We start from the raw sequence: 14,609 nt of genomic DNA, 5'->3' as shown, positions 1-14,609 counted from the left end.
TGTTTATATTTTGTTGAGCTCGATAACTAAATTGCGTACAATTTTATTTCTATTTGCCAGGTAGGGCGAGCATTAAATCCACATGTCCCAGCAGTCTCATGAGCAACAATCCCCGTTAATCCAAATCCGTAACCTTGGTTTTAGCCGCGGTGAGCGCGTCATATATCAAGATATTTCTTTAAATATCCCACAGGGCAAAATCACCGCGATTATGGGGCCCAGTGGTATCGGTAAAACTACCTTGTTGAAGCTTATTGGTGGTCAGTTAACACCCGACTCTGGCCAGGTGTTATTTGACGGCCAAGACGTTCATGCATTAAGCCGTAATGAGCTTTTTAGTTTGCGTAAACGTATGAGTATGTTGTTTCAAAGTGGCGCGTTGTTTACCGACATGACGGTATTCGACAATGTGGCGTTTGCGCTGCGTGAACACAGTGGATTACCAGAGGAAATCATCCGTAAACTGGTATTGATGAAGCTACAAGCTGTTGGGCTTCGCGGTGCCAGCCAGATGATGCCTAATGAACTGTCCGGTGGTATGCAGCGCCGAGCTGCGCTGGCAAGAGCGATTGCGTTAGAGCCTGAGTTAGTGATGTACGATGAGCCGTTTGCAGGCCAAGACCCTATTTCGATGGGGATGTTAGTTAAGCTGATTAAAGAGCTGTCTGAGTCATTATCGCTAACCTCTTTGGTGGTATCCCATGATGTTGCTGAAGTAATGGAGATTGCTGACTATGTGTATGTTATTGCCGACAAGAAAATTATCGCTCATGGCGCTCCGGAGGCGTTAAGACAAGCAGCTAACCCGCAATTGCAGCAGTTTTTACAGGGCAGCCCTGATGGCACAGTGCCGTTTCACTACCCTGCAGCAGATTATCGTCAGGAGTTATTAACCGATCATGATTAATGCTATTTCTGCCGTTGGTCGCAGCGCAATTAATACTGTATCTGGCTTAGGTCGAGCTGGATTGATGCTTTGGGGAGCGATAGCTCAGGTGCCTAACGTACGCAAAGGCTGGCCTTTACTGGTAAAACAGCTTTATGTACTGGGCGTACGCTCGATGGTGATTATTTTGGTATCAGGCCTATTTATCGGCATGGTACTAGCGCTGCAGGGCTACACTATTTTGGTGGACTTTGGCACTGAAGAAAGTCTTGGCCCTATGGTGGCGCTGAGTTTATTAAGAGAGCTTGGCCCTGTGGTAACTGCATTGCTATTTGCTGGCCGTGCGGGTTCAGCATTGACTGCAGAGATTGGCTTGATGAAATCAACTGAGCAGTTATCAAGTTTGGAGATGATGGCTGTAGACCCACTCAGGCAAGTTATCGCACCGCGTTTTTGGGCAGGTATGATCTCGCTGCCGCTGCTGTCTGTTATGTTTTCACTAGTAGGTATCGCAGGCGGGCATTTAGTTGGCGTTGAATGGAAAGGCATTGACCACGGCGCTTTTTGGTCTATTTTGCAGGCATCGATTGAGTGGGAGCAAGACATAGTTAACACCGTCATTAAAAGTGTGGTGTTTGGTATTGTTGTCACCTGGATTGCTCTATATCGAGGCTATGAAGTTGAGCCAAATCCTGAAGGCATTAGCCGCGCGACAACATCTACAGTGGTGCAATCAAGCTTGGCTGTTTTAGGGCTAGATTTTCTGCTCACTGCATTGATGTTCGGCAGCTAATTTTATTGATATAGGCACTGCTATAAAGGGCGCTGCAAAGTTAATTATCTTTTGTTACAAAACCAAGCATTCATCAGAAATGTGTAGGTTCATAATAGCCATTAAGTTTTATTTACTATCTAGTTTGTTTTAAGTGGTTTTAGCGTATGTTTACAAGGAAGCTCGAGTTAGCCGTTGGGGTATTTTTACTATCAGGATTGATAGCATTTTGCGTGTTGGTATTTAACGTGGCCAATGTAAAAGTGCAGTCTGACAGTGATACTTATCAACTCGTGGCAGAGTTTAATAATATTGGTGGCTTAAAAGTGCGTTCACCAGTAAAAGTGGGTGGTGTGGTTGTTGGCCGAGTGAGCGATATTACCCTTGATGATCGCAAGCTAGTACCCATTGTCACATTAACTATGGATAAGCGTTATGACCAGTTCCCTGACAACAGCAGTTTGTCGATTCTAACTTCTGGTTTGCTTGGCGAGCAGTTTATAGGCCTAACTCCTGGTTTCATGGATGATGAATCCGAGTTACTTCAAGATGGCGATAGAGTGTACGACACCCAAGGTGCGCTTATCTTGGAAGATTTAATTGGTCAATTTTTGTATAGCATGTCATCGAGTGATAAATAGGAGTTACCTCATGCAGTTGTTTCAAAAGCCTATGCATCGATTTTTTGGGAAAGTATTGCAAGCTCCGTATACTGCGTTCATGTCGGTCATCTTGGTTTTAGCGACTTTGCTGAGCGTTACAGCTCAAGCTGAAGAAGTTGATCGCACTGACCCTTACAAGTTAGTTGAGCAAGTTGCCGACAAAACCTTTGGCCGTTTTGCTGCAGATAAAGCGATAATTGACCAAGATCTAGGGCATTTAAAAGTGATTGTTGAGCAAGAACTGATGCCTTACGTGGATTACAAATACGCGGCTTACAAGGTGATGGGGCAGTACGTTCGCGAGTCTTCCAAAGAACAGCGCAGCGCGTTTGTTGAAGCCTTTAAAGGTTATTTGATTGCGACTTATGCCCAGGCACTTACAGAATATACCGATCAAACCGTCGAGTTTTCACCGGCTCGTGATTTCAGTAATGAAAAGATTGTTGAGGTGAGTGTACAGATTGTCGAGAATGGTCGCCCGCCAATTAAATTAGTGTTTAAAGCAAGACGTTTAAAAGACAAAACCTGGAAAGCATTTGATCTGGTTGCAGAAGGGGTCAGTTTATTAGCGTCAAAGCGCTCAGAAATATCTAACCTTATTCGTCAGCAAGGCATTGATAATGTAATACAAATGCTCAATGACAAAACTCAGCAAGATATTACCGCTGAATAGTCATCAATTTTAGAGCCGAAATATCATGGCGCAGTTTCAACAGCAAAATCAAAGTGTATATGTCAGCGGCCACTTAACGCAGCGGGATGTCACGCAATTGTGGTCTAGGCGCGATCAACTGTTTACTCGTGAAGCGCAGGTGGTAGACTTGTCCGCTTTAGAATATACCGACAGCGCAGGCATTGCGTTGTTATTGTCATTGAAAAGCCCAACGGCAGGCTCGCAGGCATTGAAATTAGTTAGCCCGAGTCCACAATTACAAAAGATGATTGCCCTGTACGATCTGGGTGACTTTTTCGAATAAATACAGAATTTACAAGGTGTATCCATATGGATTGCAAAGAGATAGAGCAATTGGTGTTAGCTGCCATTGACGTAGAAGAAGTGCATGTTACTCAAGACGGTAGTCACTACAAAGTTATCGCTGTAGGTGAAATGTTTGATGGCATGAGCCGCGTTAAACAGCAACAAACGATTTATGCACCGCTATCTGAGCATATTGCCAGCGGTGCATTGCACGCACTAACCATTAAGACATTCACGCCGACTCAATGGAAGCGTGAAAAAATGTTCAACATGTAAGCCTGAGAGTTATTTTGGATAAATTAACCATTAAAGCCAGCCAACCACTCGCTGGTAATGTGACCATTTCAGGCGCTAAAAATGCAGCCTTGCCTATCTTGATGGCTGGCGTACTAGCTGAGACGGATTTTATTGTCTCAAACGTTCCAAACTTGCGTGACGTCAACACCAGTTGTGCCTTGCTGCGCTGTTTAGGCGCTGAGGTTGAGCAGTATGACGATGCTCGCATTCGCATCTCAACCGATAACCTTAACGAATACTGCGCGCCGTACGATCTCGTTAAAACTATGCGTGCGTCGATTTTGATTTTAGGGCCTTTGCTTGCCCGTTATGGCACCGCTGATGTGTCATTGCCAGGCGGCTGCGCCATTGGTGCTCGCCCAGTTAACTTGCATCTTCATGGCCTTGAATTAATGGGCGCGAAAATTGAAGTTGAAGAAGGCTACATTAAAGCGCGGGTTGATGGTCGCCTAAAAGGCGCACATATCTTTATGGATATGGTGAGTGTTGGCGCAACTGAAAACCTACTCATGGCTGCCGCACTGGCTGATGGCACCACGGTAATTGAAAACGCAGCCCGTGAGCCAGAAGTAACAGACTTAGCTAATTGTCTGGTTGCCATGGGCGCAAAAATTTCAGGTATTGGCTCAGCAACACTGACCATTGAAGGTGTTGAAAAGCTTAATGGCTGTGAATATCGCGTCATGCCAGACCGTATTGAAACAGGGTCATTCTTGGTTGCTGCAGCGGTCACTCGCGGCAGTATTCGTTGTGAGTCTGCCGACCCTAAAGCATTAGAAGCTGTGTTATCTAAACTTGAAGACGCTGGCGCCAAAATCACCACAGGTGACGATTGGATTGCGCTCGATATGCAAGGCAAACGCCCACAAGCGGTTAATATTAAGACGGCGCCATATCCAGCATTTCCAACAGATATGCAGGCTCAGTTTTGTGTATTAAATGCCTTGGCTGAAGGTACGGGGCGGGTGACTGAAACCATCTTTGAAAACCGCTTTATGCATGTACCTGAGCTTAGTCGTATGGGCGCGAAAATGGAGCTTGAGGCGAACACTTGTATTATTGAAGGTGTAGAAGGGTTAAGTGGTGCTCAGGTAATGGCAACCGACCTTCGTGCATCCGCAAGTTTGGTCATTGCCGGCTTAATGGCTGAAGGCATTACAACCGTCGACCGTATCTATCATTTAGATAGAGGCTATGAGCATATTGAAGATAAATTCAAAGGCTTAGGCGGTGAAGTCACCCGCATTAAATAAGTAGTTCACTCGCATTAAATAAAAGGTCACTCGCGCTAAATAACAACCGAGTAGAGTGAACTAACGCTTAAATCGATAAATTGCTATTGGGTGCTAAGTCCAGAATGAAAGCCACAGACATTGTTCTGTGGCTTTTTGTTTTCGCTTATTTTATTCGTGTCTGTATTTGTCTAGGCGATCACTATACCCAGTTGGGGTTAATGATACGTTTAGCGTATGTGGAGTTTTGTCACTTTTAATATCTATTTATTTTACGGCCTAGTATTTTTTGCTATTGGCTGCGTTGTCGTTTTTCGTAATTTTAAGTACAGCCAATTAGCTATTTCTCCAACCTTATGGGCACTGGCACTATTTGGTTTTGCCCATGCTTTCCATGAATGGTCTGAGCTTTACGTTATCCTTTTTGGTCGTGATATTAGCGACAATTATCAAGATTTAGTGCAATGGTTAAGGCTGGCTAAGTTATTTTTATCATTTGTATTTTTGATGGTTTTCTCCTGGCTGCTTTATCGTTTCGATAACTCTTTATTTTCCCGTTTAGGGCGATTATCTGTGGGGATACTGTCAGTTCTCTATCTGATCTGTATTACCAGTTTTAGTTTCGCCAGCTTTAGTGTGCTAGACACATTTGAGGAAATTAGCGTATTGACGCGTTTCTTGCTGGGTTTTGGCGCAGCAACTCTCGCTGGTATTGGCATCGCAAGGTACGGCTTGTATCTACGCCAGCAGCAACATTGTTATGGGCAATACTTCGTTATAACCGGCGTTGCACTTATTGTATATGGTGTACTAGCAGGCCTTGTACCAACTCAGTGGCATGCATGCGTACCTGTATTTAGAACCTTAGCCGCTACCTTGATCTTGATATCACTTTATAAAGCGCTAAAGGTATTTGATATTGAGAAAGAGCGCTCAACCGAGGCGAAATTAAAGCGAGCTATCGAGGCTGATAAGTATCAGGCCATTGGTCAGTTAGCGATGGGCGTCGCCCATGAGATCAACAATCCACTGGCTTCATCTAGCCTTGCGCTAGATATTCTGCAGCGCAAACTGCCACAAGCGCATCAAGCTGAGTTGACAGAATACATTAGCCGCAGCCGTGTTGGCATTAACCGGGCTGCTGATATTGCCAAAGAGTTGCTTGCTTATGCTCGGCCTTCAACCGATAAACATACTTTATTCGATTGGAGCAAAGTGATTAACGGCGCCTTGAGTCTACTGAGTCATAAAATCAATCAATATCAAATCAAGGTCATTTGTGAACCTAACTCGACCATGCTTGGACAGGCGGTCAAGCTTGAAGAACTTGTGATAAATCTGGTTCACAATGCCATGGACGCTAGTCTGCCTAATGGCAATATTGAGATCAGTGTATACAAGCAGCAAGGTAGCACTGTGCTGCAAGTGAGTGATCAGGGTGATGGCATGGATGCAAATGAACTTATGCGTGCGACAGAGCTGTTTTACTCCAGTAAGCCAATTGGTAAAGGTACGGGGTTAGGGTTAGCTATTTGTGAGCAAATAGCCAACTCGCACGGCGGCAAATTGGTGTTGAGAAGTGAGCAAGGTAAAGGTTGTCAGGCACAGGTGTTTTTTCGGAAAAGGGTAACCCATGACACGAATTTTGATTGCCGAAGATGATAATAACTTGCGGCAGAATATGGTGGATATTCTTGAGTTAGAGGGTTTTGAAGTTGTTGCTACTGCGGACGCTGAAGCTGCTATTGATGTAGCATCATCACGCAGCTTTGACATCGCGCTGATGGATTTAGTGATGCCTGGTATGACGGGAGTCGAGGCGATTTCTAACCTTCGCCAGGCTAACCCGTTTATGGCCATTATTATCGTCACCGCCTATGCCACAGTTGATACTGCTGTCGATGCAATGAAAAAGGGATCTGACAGTGTCATAACTAAGCCGTTTGACAGTGTTGATTTAGTGGTAAGTATTAGGCGCAGTATTGAAGAAAAGCAATTATTGAAAGCCAGTCGCGATATTGATCCTGATAGCGTTTACAGTGCCCTTGCTAATAGTTTGAGACGAGAGACCTTAAAGCAGTTAGCATTACATCAACAGCTTAAATTTATGGATTTATGCCGTTTAGTTGGTGTTGAAGATCATACCAAGTTTAACTTTCACCTCAGGCAGTTAAAAAAGGCAGGTCTAGTGATGCAGAATGAGAGCAAGATCTATATTTTGACAAATACAGGTCAATTTGTGCTGCAAAATCATAGTTTATCTTGAGAGTTTAAAGTCAATAAATTCATTAGGTTATACATTATCTGATAACTAAAGTTCACAAGCTGTTTTGGCTTGTGAAATTCGCTTATCTATCAAGTCAAAACTGTTGTGCGGATACTTGGGGTATGTCCAAAGAGACATATCAATCGCTCTAGAAAGGGTGGTTGAGATACCCTAATAGAGGATGAATTTATGAACGCACAACTTTCTTTCAAAAAGCTACTTCTCGCTAGTATGGTGTCCATGCTGTTTGCTTGTGGCAGTGACAACGATGATCCAACGCTACTTCCTGAAAATATCGCACCGGTTGCCAATGCTGACCAAGCGGAGCTAAATGCTGGTGCAACGATTGAAATTGACGTACTCGCCAATGATACAGACGCCGATGGTGATACACTGACTATTACTGCTGCAGAGGTCGAGTCAGGTACAGGCAGTGTGACCATTGAAAACAATAAGCTGGTATTTGTTGCCGACACTGTGGGTGAAACAATACTTTCCTATTCGATTGAAGATGGTAATGGCGGTGAAGCCAGTACAAAAGTGACCATTACTGTGTTAAGCAACGAGCTAGCTTATGTTGGCACGCAAACCTGCTTGGGTTGTCATAGCAATAAAGATTCTTTCTTAAAAACCGGTCACAACTTTAAAATTCAGAAAATTAGTAATGGGGAGGAGCCTAGTTTTCCTTATACGCCAGAGTCAACTATCACAGGTGCCATCGATTTGTTGCAGTTCGCCGGCCCTAACGGTGATGGCTCTACAAACAATACTTTAGGTGCACCAAGTTCATACGATGATGTCACCTATGTTGTTGGCGGCTATCATTGGAAGATGCGCTGGCTAGACGCTGATGGTTACATCGTTACTGGCAATAACGTGCAATACAATATCCGCAATGCCAATGGTGAGTTAAATATTCCTGATAATCATCTCAATGATCCTGATGTCATGGGCGACTATAAAGCTAGTGAATTTGACTATCAGTATAAATGCGGCAATTGCCATGTGACGGGTTGGAAACGCACAACAACTGAAGAAGGTGACGAGCGTAACTTAGACCGCCAAGACGATCTGCCTGGTATGGGCGGCACCTTTGCTGCTGGTGGTGTTCAGTGTGAAGCTTGTCATGGCGCTGGTAGCTTACATGCTAGCTCTCCTTCAAAAGACAATATTGCGAAGAATGCTCAAGCGAGAACCACAGAAGATTTCTTAGCAGATGATATGGGTTATGGCAAAGCCGTCACCTGCGCCGAATGTCATACTCGTGATGGTGAGAAAGATTACCCTAGTTATGTGAGCGACTACAACGCAGCGTTCCCCGATGGCAGCAAAGTCGGTGGGCGAATTATCTCTAGTGGTGGCTTATCTAAACATCATCAAACTGCAGATGAAATGCTTGGCGTGGTGCCAGAAGATCACGGCAGTTATAAAGCGGGTGATGAAATTGGTCCTAAGCAGGATATGGCGTGTTCTACTTGCCATGAGCCACATATGTCGACTAAAAACCAAGACAGTGCTGATGGTATACACACTGGCGCAGTAAAAGAGTGTACTAGCTGTCACCAAGTAGAATTTACTTCAGCGGTTCACGGTATGGTTGCCGAGTGTACTGATTGTCACATGCCAAAACTGGCTAAAAGTGCCGTCAAGACTGGGCCGAAAATGGGCAGCGCTGATGTGGTATTTGGTGATGTGAAGTCGCACTTATTTACTATCGACCTATCTGCAGATGCTAAACAGTTCACTGCGGATGGCAAATTCCAAATGCCGTGGTCTACAGCAGAGTTCTCATGTGGTACTTGTCATAGTGATTATCAAGATAGAGCACTACAAACCCCAATTATTCACAAATAGACGTTCGTAGTTTCATCATCCATCCCAAGTAAAAGCCACATCAGTGATGATGTGGCTTTTTATGTTGAGTCGCAGCATCGCGTGGCGTTAAATAGGAGAGTTCTTTTCGCCAACAGTTACAACCAGCTGTTGCACCTGACCCTTACGAATAATAGAAAGGGTTGCTTCAGTGCCGGGTGTGGACTCGGCAATTCTATCCATCAGTAAGTCAGTGCCAGGAATGACTTCGTCATTATAATGAGTGATAACATCGCGTGGCTGCAGATCTGCATGTGCTGCAGGCCCATCTGGGTCAACGCCAGTAATCACTACACCATTTAGGTTAGGCAGGTTAAGGATCTGCGCGACCACGGGATTAACCGGCTCGCCGGTAAAGCCTAAAGCGCCGCGGATAACACGCCCATGCTGGATAAGTTTCCCCATAATGCTATGAGCGAGTTTGATTGGAATGGCAAAGCTAATACCGTTGTTGCCACCTTCACCACCTACAGTAAATGCCGCGGTATTAATACCAATTAGCTCACCACTGGTATCAATTAGTGCACCGCCCGAGTTACCGGCGTTAATTGCAGCATCAGTTTGTAGAAAATCGAGATAACCAGAGCTTAAGCCGTTACGACCTGTTGCGCTAATAATCCCTTGGGTAATGGTTTGGCCAATATTGTATGGATTACCAATCGCTAACACCACGTCACCAACTAACGCAGGGTTATTAAGGTTGATTGGTACTAGCGGCAGGTTATCGCCTTCAATTTTTATCACTGAAAGGTCGGTTTCAGGATCTGAGCCGACTACCTCTGAAGTGAACCTACGACCATCTTGCAGCGCGACCACGATTTCGTCTGCTTGTTTAATGACGTGATAGTTCGTCAGGATATAGCCTTCTTTACTCATAATCACCCCAGAGCCAAGCTCTTGCAGGGCGCCAGAGTTAATCGGCCGAGATTGATCAATACTCAAGCTATAAATATTGACCACGGCGGGGGCGGCGCGGCGTACAGCATTGGCAAAGGATAAGCCCTCACTGCGCTTGGTGGTTGATTTAAACCCAGAGCTAAATGAATCACCGTTCAAATATGCTGTTAGCCCAAGAAACATTGCGGCCATGATTAAGCCGAAAACGATAGCTTTAGCAAAATAGATGAAGGTGCTTTTGATATTCATGGGACAGGTTTTATTGGGCCGAGACCGCAGATGGTAGCACTTTTATAAAAAATAAGCACTGAAACTCATGGGTTACAGTGCTTATTTATCAAACAAAACAATTGTTAAGCGTTAGCTAACTTAGGTTTAACTATGTCTTGAACCGCTCTAATGAAGCTTGTTTACGATTAACGCAATACTAGGTATAGCGAAGTTCTATCACGCTTAATCTTAAGTGCGACCGTACCTTCGGTATCTTTAAGCAGTGACTTCAGGGTTTTTAAGTTACTCGCTTTAGTGCGATTGATGCCTGTAATGATGTCGCCTTTTTGCAGTCCACTGCGCGCTGCTGGAGAGCCATTGGCAACCTCGGTAATTTCAATGCCATTGCTGCCATCTTGCAGCGTTGCCCCATCAAGCATAGGGTGAATACCGCCGCTGGCTTTCTCTACACTGTCTGCTGCGCCTAATGTGGCTTTAACAGACTCTTTATCGCCATCGCGAATAAGGTCAAACTTCACTTTAGCGCCTGCGCCCATGGTGGCGACTTTGGCGCGTAACTCCTGAAATGATTTAATCTTCTTACCATTGACTGAGATGATCACATCACCGGCTTTAATGCCAGCATCATCGGCAGCGCTGTCAGGTACCACTTCGTTAACGAATGCACCGTGTTGTGAATCTAAACCAAAGGCTTCAGCAAGCTGTTTATCTAAATCACGCCCAGCAACGCCTAACACGCCGCGGCGCACTTCACCGTGTTCGATGATTTGACCGACCAAGTTATTGACCATATTGGCCGGAATAGCAAAGCCAATACCAACGTTACCGCCAGTTGGCGCTACAATGGCAGTGTTAATGCCAATCAACTCACCATTGAGGTTTACTAGTGCGCCACCAGAGTTACCGCTGTTAATTGCCGCATCGGTTTGGATAAAGTTCTCAAGCATTTCAATGCCTAGGCCGCTACGACCAAGTGCGCTGACAATACCTGAAGTGACTGTTTGCCCCAGACCAAATGGGTTACCAATAGCGACAGCGAAATCACCCACGCGGATAGAATCGGTATCGGTTTGTTTAATCTCAGTTAGGTTATCTGCATCGATTTTTAGCAGCGCGATGTCTGATTCAGCATCTTCCCCAATCAATTCTGCTTCAATTTCACGGCCGTCATAAAGACCAATTTGGATATTGTCGGCACCATTAATCACGTGTTGATTGGTCACGATGTAGCCTTTGTCGGCATCAATAATCACGCCGCTACCAAGGCCGCGAAATGGACGTTCGCGAACCTGCTCTTGCGGCGCATTTGGGCCAAAGAAGTAACGGAACATATCTGGAATTTGCTGCTTTGACACTTGAGTGCCAGACACTGCAACTGACACTACTGCTGGTGTGGTTTTTTCTAACATTGGCGCCAGGCTAGGTAAGGTTTGACCGTTGACAGAGTGAGGTAATGCAGCTTGCGAAACCACAGGGCTTAAGGCTAATGATGCGGTCAGTACGGCTGCTGATAATAGGCTTAATTTGGCTTTCATGGACGTATGGCTCCTAGAGACATTATTACTATTCGCTATGTTGGTTACCCTAACAACCCTAAAACTATTTACGTGAGTTAAGGCGACTGCGTTAATTAATTAATCAAGTGTAGGCGATTGATCGATTGTTTACGCGTTACTAGTTGATATAGCGGTCGAATGTCAAAATTCAAAGTTAAAATTTTTTAATCAATACGAGAGGTTAATAAGACTTAAGCCATTAGCCTCGTAAAAGATTAATACGTTACCGATTGAGATTGTTGATCAGCTATCAAGTTCCGAAGGGATTAACAAAGGTTAATTAATTTTCTGCACTAGTTAATCAGCGTGGTGAATGGTGTTATTATTCTGAGCATTATTAAGCCGTTAAGAGAAGTTGTTTTGTCGCAGTTAACCCCGTGGGAGCATTACCAGCAAGATCTCACTCGAGAAGACTTTTCGTTTGACCCAGCCCAAGAGCAAGCCGTTAAAACGTTGCAGCGCGTATTTGACGATATTGTCAAAGTGGCGAACAAACCCCAGTCAGGTATTGGTAAGTTGTTGGGGGCTTATTTGGCAGCTCATTTGACAAGAATAAAGCTGAGCAGGTACAGGGCTTATATTTGTGGGGTGGCGTTGGGCGCGGCAAAACTTACCTAATGGATACCTTTTATGATGCCTTACCTGGTGACAAAAAATTAAGAGCGCATTTTCATCGCTTTATGCATCAGTTACATCATGAGTTAGATCAGCTTAAAGGTGTACAAGACCCACTTGTGTCGATCGCCAGTAAAATGGCGAAACAATATCAGGTGATTTGTTTTGACGAGTTCTTCGTCTCAGACATTACTGACGCCATGTTGTTGGGCACCTTGTTTGAGCAACTGTTTAAAAATGGTGTAGTACTGGTTGCGACTTCAAACATTATTCCTGACGACTTATATAAGAATGGTCTGCAACGTGCTCGCTTTTTGCCGGCCATTGCGCTGATAAACAAACATTGCCAAGTATTAAATGTAGACTCAGGGATTGACTATCGTTTGCGCACGCTTGAGCAAGCTGAGATTTATCATTACCCGTTAGATGAACAAGCCGACGTTAACTTGCTTAAGTATTTTGCGCAGCTTGCGCCTGAGTCTGAAGTGCTAAATGATCCCATTGAGATCGACGGCAGGCATATTCCGATCCGTCAGCAATCACAAGGTGTGTTACTCGCCAACTTTCGCGACTTATGCGATGGGCCTCGATCGCAACGAGACTATATGGAGATCGCTAGGGTTTATCATACTGTATTATTAAGCGGTCTTGAGCAAATGGGGGCGCAGTCAACAGGTGATGATATTGCCAGACGTTTCCTTGCCATGGTTGATGAGTTTTACGAGCGCAATGTGAAGTTGATTATCTCGGCTGAAGTCGAGCTTGAGTCGATATACACTGACGGTCAGCTAAGTTTTGAGTTCCGCCGGTGCCGTTCGCGTTTAATCGAAATGCAGTCTCACGACTACCTCACTTTAGAGCATTTGCCGTAGCGGATCTGCGGCAAATTCGGCTTATCTAATAAATCACCATTTTTCTTTCAAAAATCAGGTGATTTTTAATGCGATATTACGTATAATCCGCCACCTGCCCACGTTACTCCGCCATGTGAGGCGGAAGTTATAAGCCAGAATTCTTGCTCGAAGGGGCATGGAATCGGCATCTTTGTGTTGTTTGTAAATGCAATCAACATGTGTGACAGAATTTAAACTTTGGGTTTTTTGAAATAATGAAAACTTTTACTGCTACACCAGAAACTGTAACTCGTGACTGGTATGTCGTTGACGCAGACGGCAAAACTTTAGGTCGTATCGCTACTGAAATTGCTGCTCGCCTACGTGGTAAGCACAAGCCAGAATACACTCCTCACGTTGACACTGGTGATTACATCATCGTTATCAACGCTGAAAAAGTGACTGTAACTGGTAACAAAGCTGCTGGTAAGACTTACTACTCGCACTCAGGCTTCCCAGGTGGCATCAAGCAAATCAGCTTTGAGAAGCTTCAAGCTCACAAGCCTGAAATGATCATCGAGAAAGCAGTTAAGGGTATGTTACCTAAAGGTCCTTTAGGTCGCGCTATGTTCCGTAAACTAAAAGTTTACACTGGCGCTGAGCATAACCACGCTGCACAACAACCACAAGTTCTTGATATCTAAACGGGAGTAAGAAATGTCTGCATCTCAGTACTACGGCACTGGCCGTCGCAAAACTTCTACTGCTCGCGTATTCGCAAAAGTAGGTAGTGGCAACATCGTTGTTAACCAACGTCCTCTTGATGTTTACTTTGGTCGTGAAACGGCTCGTATGGTTGTTCGTCAACCACTAGAGCTAGTTGAAATGACTGAAAAACTAGACATCTACGTAACTGTTAAGGGCGGTGGTACTACCGGCCAAGCAGGTGCTATCCGTCACGGTATTACCCGTGCACTGATGCAACTAGATGAATCTCTACGTCCTACTCTACGCGCTGCTGGTTTCGTTACCCGTGATGCTCGTGAAGTTGAGCGTAAGAAAGTTGGTCTACGTAAAGCACGTCGTAAGCCACAATTCTCGAAGCGTTAATTCGTTTTTGGAATTACGAAAGCCCAGCTATATGCTGGGTTTTTTATTGCCTGGAATTTACCCTTGGTGGCAAACTAGCAAGGGGATGTAGTTTCTATAGAGAACAACAGCTTTGGGTAACAAATGAGTAAGTTGCAGCTGAAAAGATAAGGAATTGATATGAGTTTCGAAACAATCATGGTGGCGATCGCTATGGTTTTGATCCTCGAAGGGATCGGGCCAATGATCTTCCCTGAGCAGTGGAAAAATTATTTGTTAGAGATTTCTAAGCAAAATCAAAACGTACTCAGACGTTTAGGTGGATCTTTATTCACGGCGGGTGTGGTTTTGTTGATTATTTTTTCATAAAAAACTTGCCTTTGCCCCCTAAAAATCTGTTAAAATTCCCCTTTATACCACAA

The 14,609-nt window shown here is 44.6% G+C and carries 15 protein-coding genes and 1 pseudogene; 14 read left to right on the top strand and 2 right to left on the bottom strand.

The genetic code is table 11. The features are described from left to right. Positions 1 to 82: 82 nt before the first annotated feature. The 10 genes from EXU30_RS06880 (at position 83) to EXU30_RS06835 (ending at position 8,948) form a co-directional block, all read left to right on the top strand. Positions 83 to 907, top strand: coding sequence for an ATP-binding cassette domain-containing protein (locus EXU30_RS06880; protein WP_130598592.1), 825 nt, complete (start codon positions 83 to 85; stop codon positions 905 to 907). Further along, positions 900 to 1,679: a lipid asymmetry maintenance ABC transporter permease subunit MlaE gene (gene mlaE, locus EXU30_RS06875; RefSeq protein WP_130598590.1), complete on the top strand. Its 780-nt coding sequence runs from the start codon at positions 900 to 902 to the stop codon at positions 1,677 to 1,679. Before EXU30_RS06880 ends, mlaE begins: the two co-directional genes overlap by 8 nt. 146 nt (positions 1,680 to 1,825) lie before the next feature. Next, positions 1,826 to 2,299: an outer membrane lipid asymmetry maintenance protein MlaD gene (gene mlaD, locus EXU30_RS06870; RefSeq protein WP_130598588.1), complete on the top strand. Its 474-nt coding sequence runs from the start codon at positions 1,826 to 1,828 to the stop codon at positions 2,297 to 2,299. A 79-nt stretch (positions 2,300 to 2,378) separates the two neighbouring features. Next, positions 2,379 to 2,993, top strand: a complete 615-nt coding sequence (locus EXU30_RS06865; protein WP_130603299.1) for an MlaC/ttg2D family ABC transporter substrate-binding protein — start codon at positions 2,379 to 2,381, stop codon at positions 2,991 to 2,993. Between the two features lie 25 nt (positions 2,994 to 3,018). Then, on the top strand, positions 3,019 to 3,297 hold the full coding sequence (locus EXU30_RS06860) for an STAS domain-containing protein (RefSeq protein ID WP_130598586.1): 279 nt from the start codon (positions 3,019 to 3,021) through the stop codon (positions 3,295 to 3,297). Positions 3,298 to 3,323: 26 nt separating this feature from the next. Next, positions 3,324 to 3,575: a BolA family protein gene (locus tag EXU30_RS06855; protein ID WP_130598584.1), complete on the top strand. Its 252-nt coding sequence runs from the start codon at positions 3,324 to 3,326 to the stop codon at positions 3,573 to 3,575. Between the two features lie 14 nt (positions 3,576 to 3,589). Then, a complete protein-coding gene (murA, locus tag EXU30_RS06850; RefSeq protein WP_130598582.1) occupies positions 3,590 to 4,849 on the top strand; it encodes a UDP-N-acetylglucosamine 1-carboxyvinyltransferase in 1,260 nt (419 codons plus the stop codon). Between the two features lie 216 nt (positions 4,850 to 5,065). After that, a complete protein-coding gene (locus EXU30_RS06845) occupies positions 5,066 to 6,490 on the top strand; it encodes a sensor histidine kinase (protein ID WP_130598580.1) in 1,425 nt (474 codons plus the stop codon). Continuing rightward, positions 6,462 to 7,094: a response regulator gene (locus tag EXU30_RS06840; protein ID WP_130598578.1), complete on the top strand. Its 633-nt coding sequence runs from the start codon at positions 6,462 to 6,464 to the stop codon at positions 7,092 to 7,094. The genes EXU30_RS06845 and EXU30_RS06840 overlap by 29 nt, the downstream gene beginning before the upstream one ends. A gap of 189 nt (positions 7,095 to 7,283) precedes the next feature. Beyond that, positions 7,284 to 8,948 (top strand): Ig-like domain-containing protein, encoded by a 1,665-nt coding sequence (locus EXU30_RS06835; protein ID WP_130598576.1) that lies wholly within the window; start codon positions 7,284 to 7,286, stop codon positions 8,946 to 8,948. An 87-nt stretch (positions 8,949 to 9,035) separates the two neighbouring features. On the opposite strand, the gene degS is transcribed toward EXU30_RS06835, so the two are convergent. Both degS and EXU30_RS06825 read right to left on the bottom strand, forming a co-directional pair. After that, complete coding sequence (degS, locus tag EXU30_RS06830; protein WP_130598574.1) at positions 9,036 to 10,112, bottom strand: outer membrane-stress sensor serine endopeptidase DegS; 1,077 nt, start codon at positions 10,110 to 10,112, stop codon at positions 9,036 to 9,038. Between the two features lie 167 nt (positions 10,113 to 10,279). Next, a complete protein-coding gene (locus tag EXU30_RS06825; protein ID WP_130598572.1) occupies positions 10,280 to 11,629 on the bottom strand; it encodes a DegQ family serine endoprotease in 1,350 nt (449 codons plus the stop codon). A gap of 381 nt (positions 11,630 to 12,010) precedes the next feature. On the opposite strand from EXU30_RS06825, the pseudogene zapE reads away from it, so the two are divergent. From zapE to EXU30_RS06805, 4 genes and pseudogenes are all read left to right on the top strand, one after another. Beyond that, positions 12,011 to 13,137, top strand: a pseudogene (gene zapE, locus EXU30_RS06820) (cell division protein ZapE). Positions 13,138 to 13,373: 236 nt separating this feature from the next. Then, positions 13,374 to 13,802, top strand: a complete 429-nt coding sequence (gene rplM, locus EXU30_RS06815; RefSeq protein ID WP_130598570.1) for a 50S ribosomal protein L13 — start codon at positions 13,374 to 13,376, stop codon at positions 13,800 to 13,802. 13 nt (positions 13,803 to 13,815) lie between these two features. After that, on the top strand, positions 13,816 to 14,208 hold the full coding sequence (gene rpsI / locus EXU30_RS06810) for a 30S ribosomal protein S9 (protein WP_130598568.1): 393 nt from the start codon (positions 13,816 to 13,818) through the stop codon (positions 14,206 to 14,208). 159 nt (positions 14,209 to 14,367) lie between these two features. Next, positions 14,368 to 14,556: a DUF2065 domain-containing protein gene (locus tag EXU30_RS06805; RefSeq protein WP_130598566.1), complete on the top strand. Its 189-nt coding sequence runs from the start codon at positions 14,368 to 14,370 to the stop codon at positions 14,554 to 14,556. Positions 14,557 to 14,609: the final 53 nt, after the last annotated feature.

The organism is Shewanella maritima (genome assembly GCF_004295345.1).
Classification (GTDB): Bacteria; Pseudomonadota; Gammaproteobacteria; order Enterobacterales; family Shewanellaceae; genus Shewanella; species Shewanella maritima.
This window is presented reverse-complemented; position numbering and strand designations above follow the sequence as displayed.

Bases quoted from the DNA above. Each gene is read 5' to 3' on its own strand.
- EXU30_RS06880 (WP_130598592.1), top strand. From the start codon at position 83: ATGTCCCAGCAGTCTCATGAGCAACAATCCCCGTTAATCCAAATCCGT.
- mlaE (WP_130598590.1), top strand. From the start codon at position 900: ATGATTAATGCTATTTCTGCCGTTGGTCGCAGCGCAATTAATACTGTA.
- mlaD (WP_130598588.1), top strand. From the start codon at position 1,826: ATGTTTACAAGGAAGCTCGAGTTAGCCGTTGGGGTATTTTTACTATCA.
- EXU30_RS06865 (WP_130603299.1), top strand. From the start codon at position 2,379: ATGTCGGTCATCTTGGTTTTAGCGACTTTGCTGAGCGTTACAGCTCAA.
- EXU30_RS06860 (WP_130598586.1), top strand. From the start codon at position 3,019: ATGGCGCAGTTTCAACAGCAAAATCAAAGTGTATATGTCAGCGGCCAC.
- EXU30_RS06855 (WP_130598584.1), top strand. From the start codon at position 3,324: ATGGATTGCAAAGAGATAGAGCAATTGGTGTTAGCTGCCATTGACGTA.
- EXU30_RS06845 (WP_130598580.1), top strand. From the start codon at position 5,066: ATGTGGAGTTTTGTCACTTTTAATATCTATTTATTTTACGGCCTAGTA.
- EXU30_RS06840 (WP_130598578.1), top strand. From the start codon at position 6,462: ATGACACGAATTTTGATTGCCGAAGATGATAATAACTTGCGGCAGAAT.
- EXU30_RS06835 (WP_130598576.1), top strand. From the start codon at position 7,284: ATGAACGCACAACTTTCTTTCAAAAAGCTACTTCTCGCTAGTATGGTG.
- degS (WP_130598574.1), bottom strand. From the start codon at position 10,112: ATGAATATCAAAAGCACCTTCATCTATTTTGCTAAAGCTATCGTTTTC.
- EXU30_RS06825 (WP_130598572.1), bottom strand. From the start codon at position 11,629: ATGAAAGCCAAATTAAGCCTATTATCAGCAGCCGTACTGACCGCATCA.
- rplM (WP_130598570.1), top strand. From the start codon at position 13,374: ATGAAAACTTTTACTGCTACACCAGAAACTGTAACTCGTGACTGGTAT.
- rpsI (WP_130598568.1), top strand. From the start codon at position 13,816: ATGTCTGCATCTCAGTACTACGGCACTGGCCGTCGCAAAACTTCTACT.
- EXU30_RS06805 (WP_130598566.1), top strand. From the start codon at position 14,368: ATGAGTTTCGAAACAATCATGGTGGCGATCGCTATGGTTTTGATCCTC.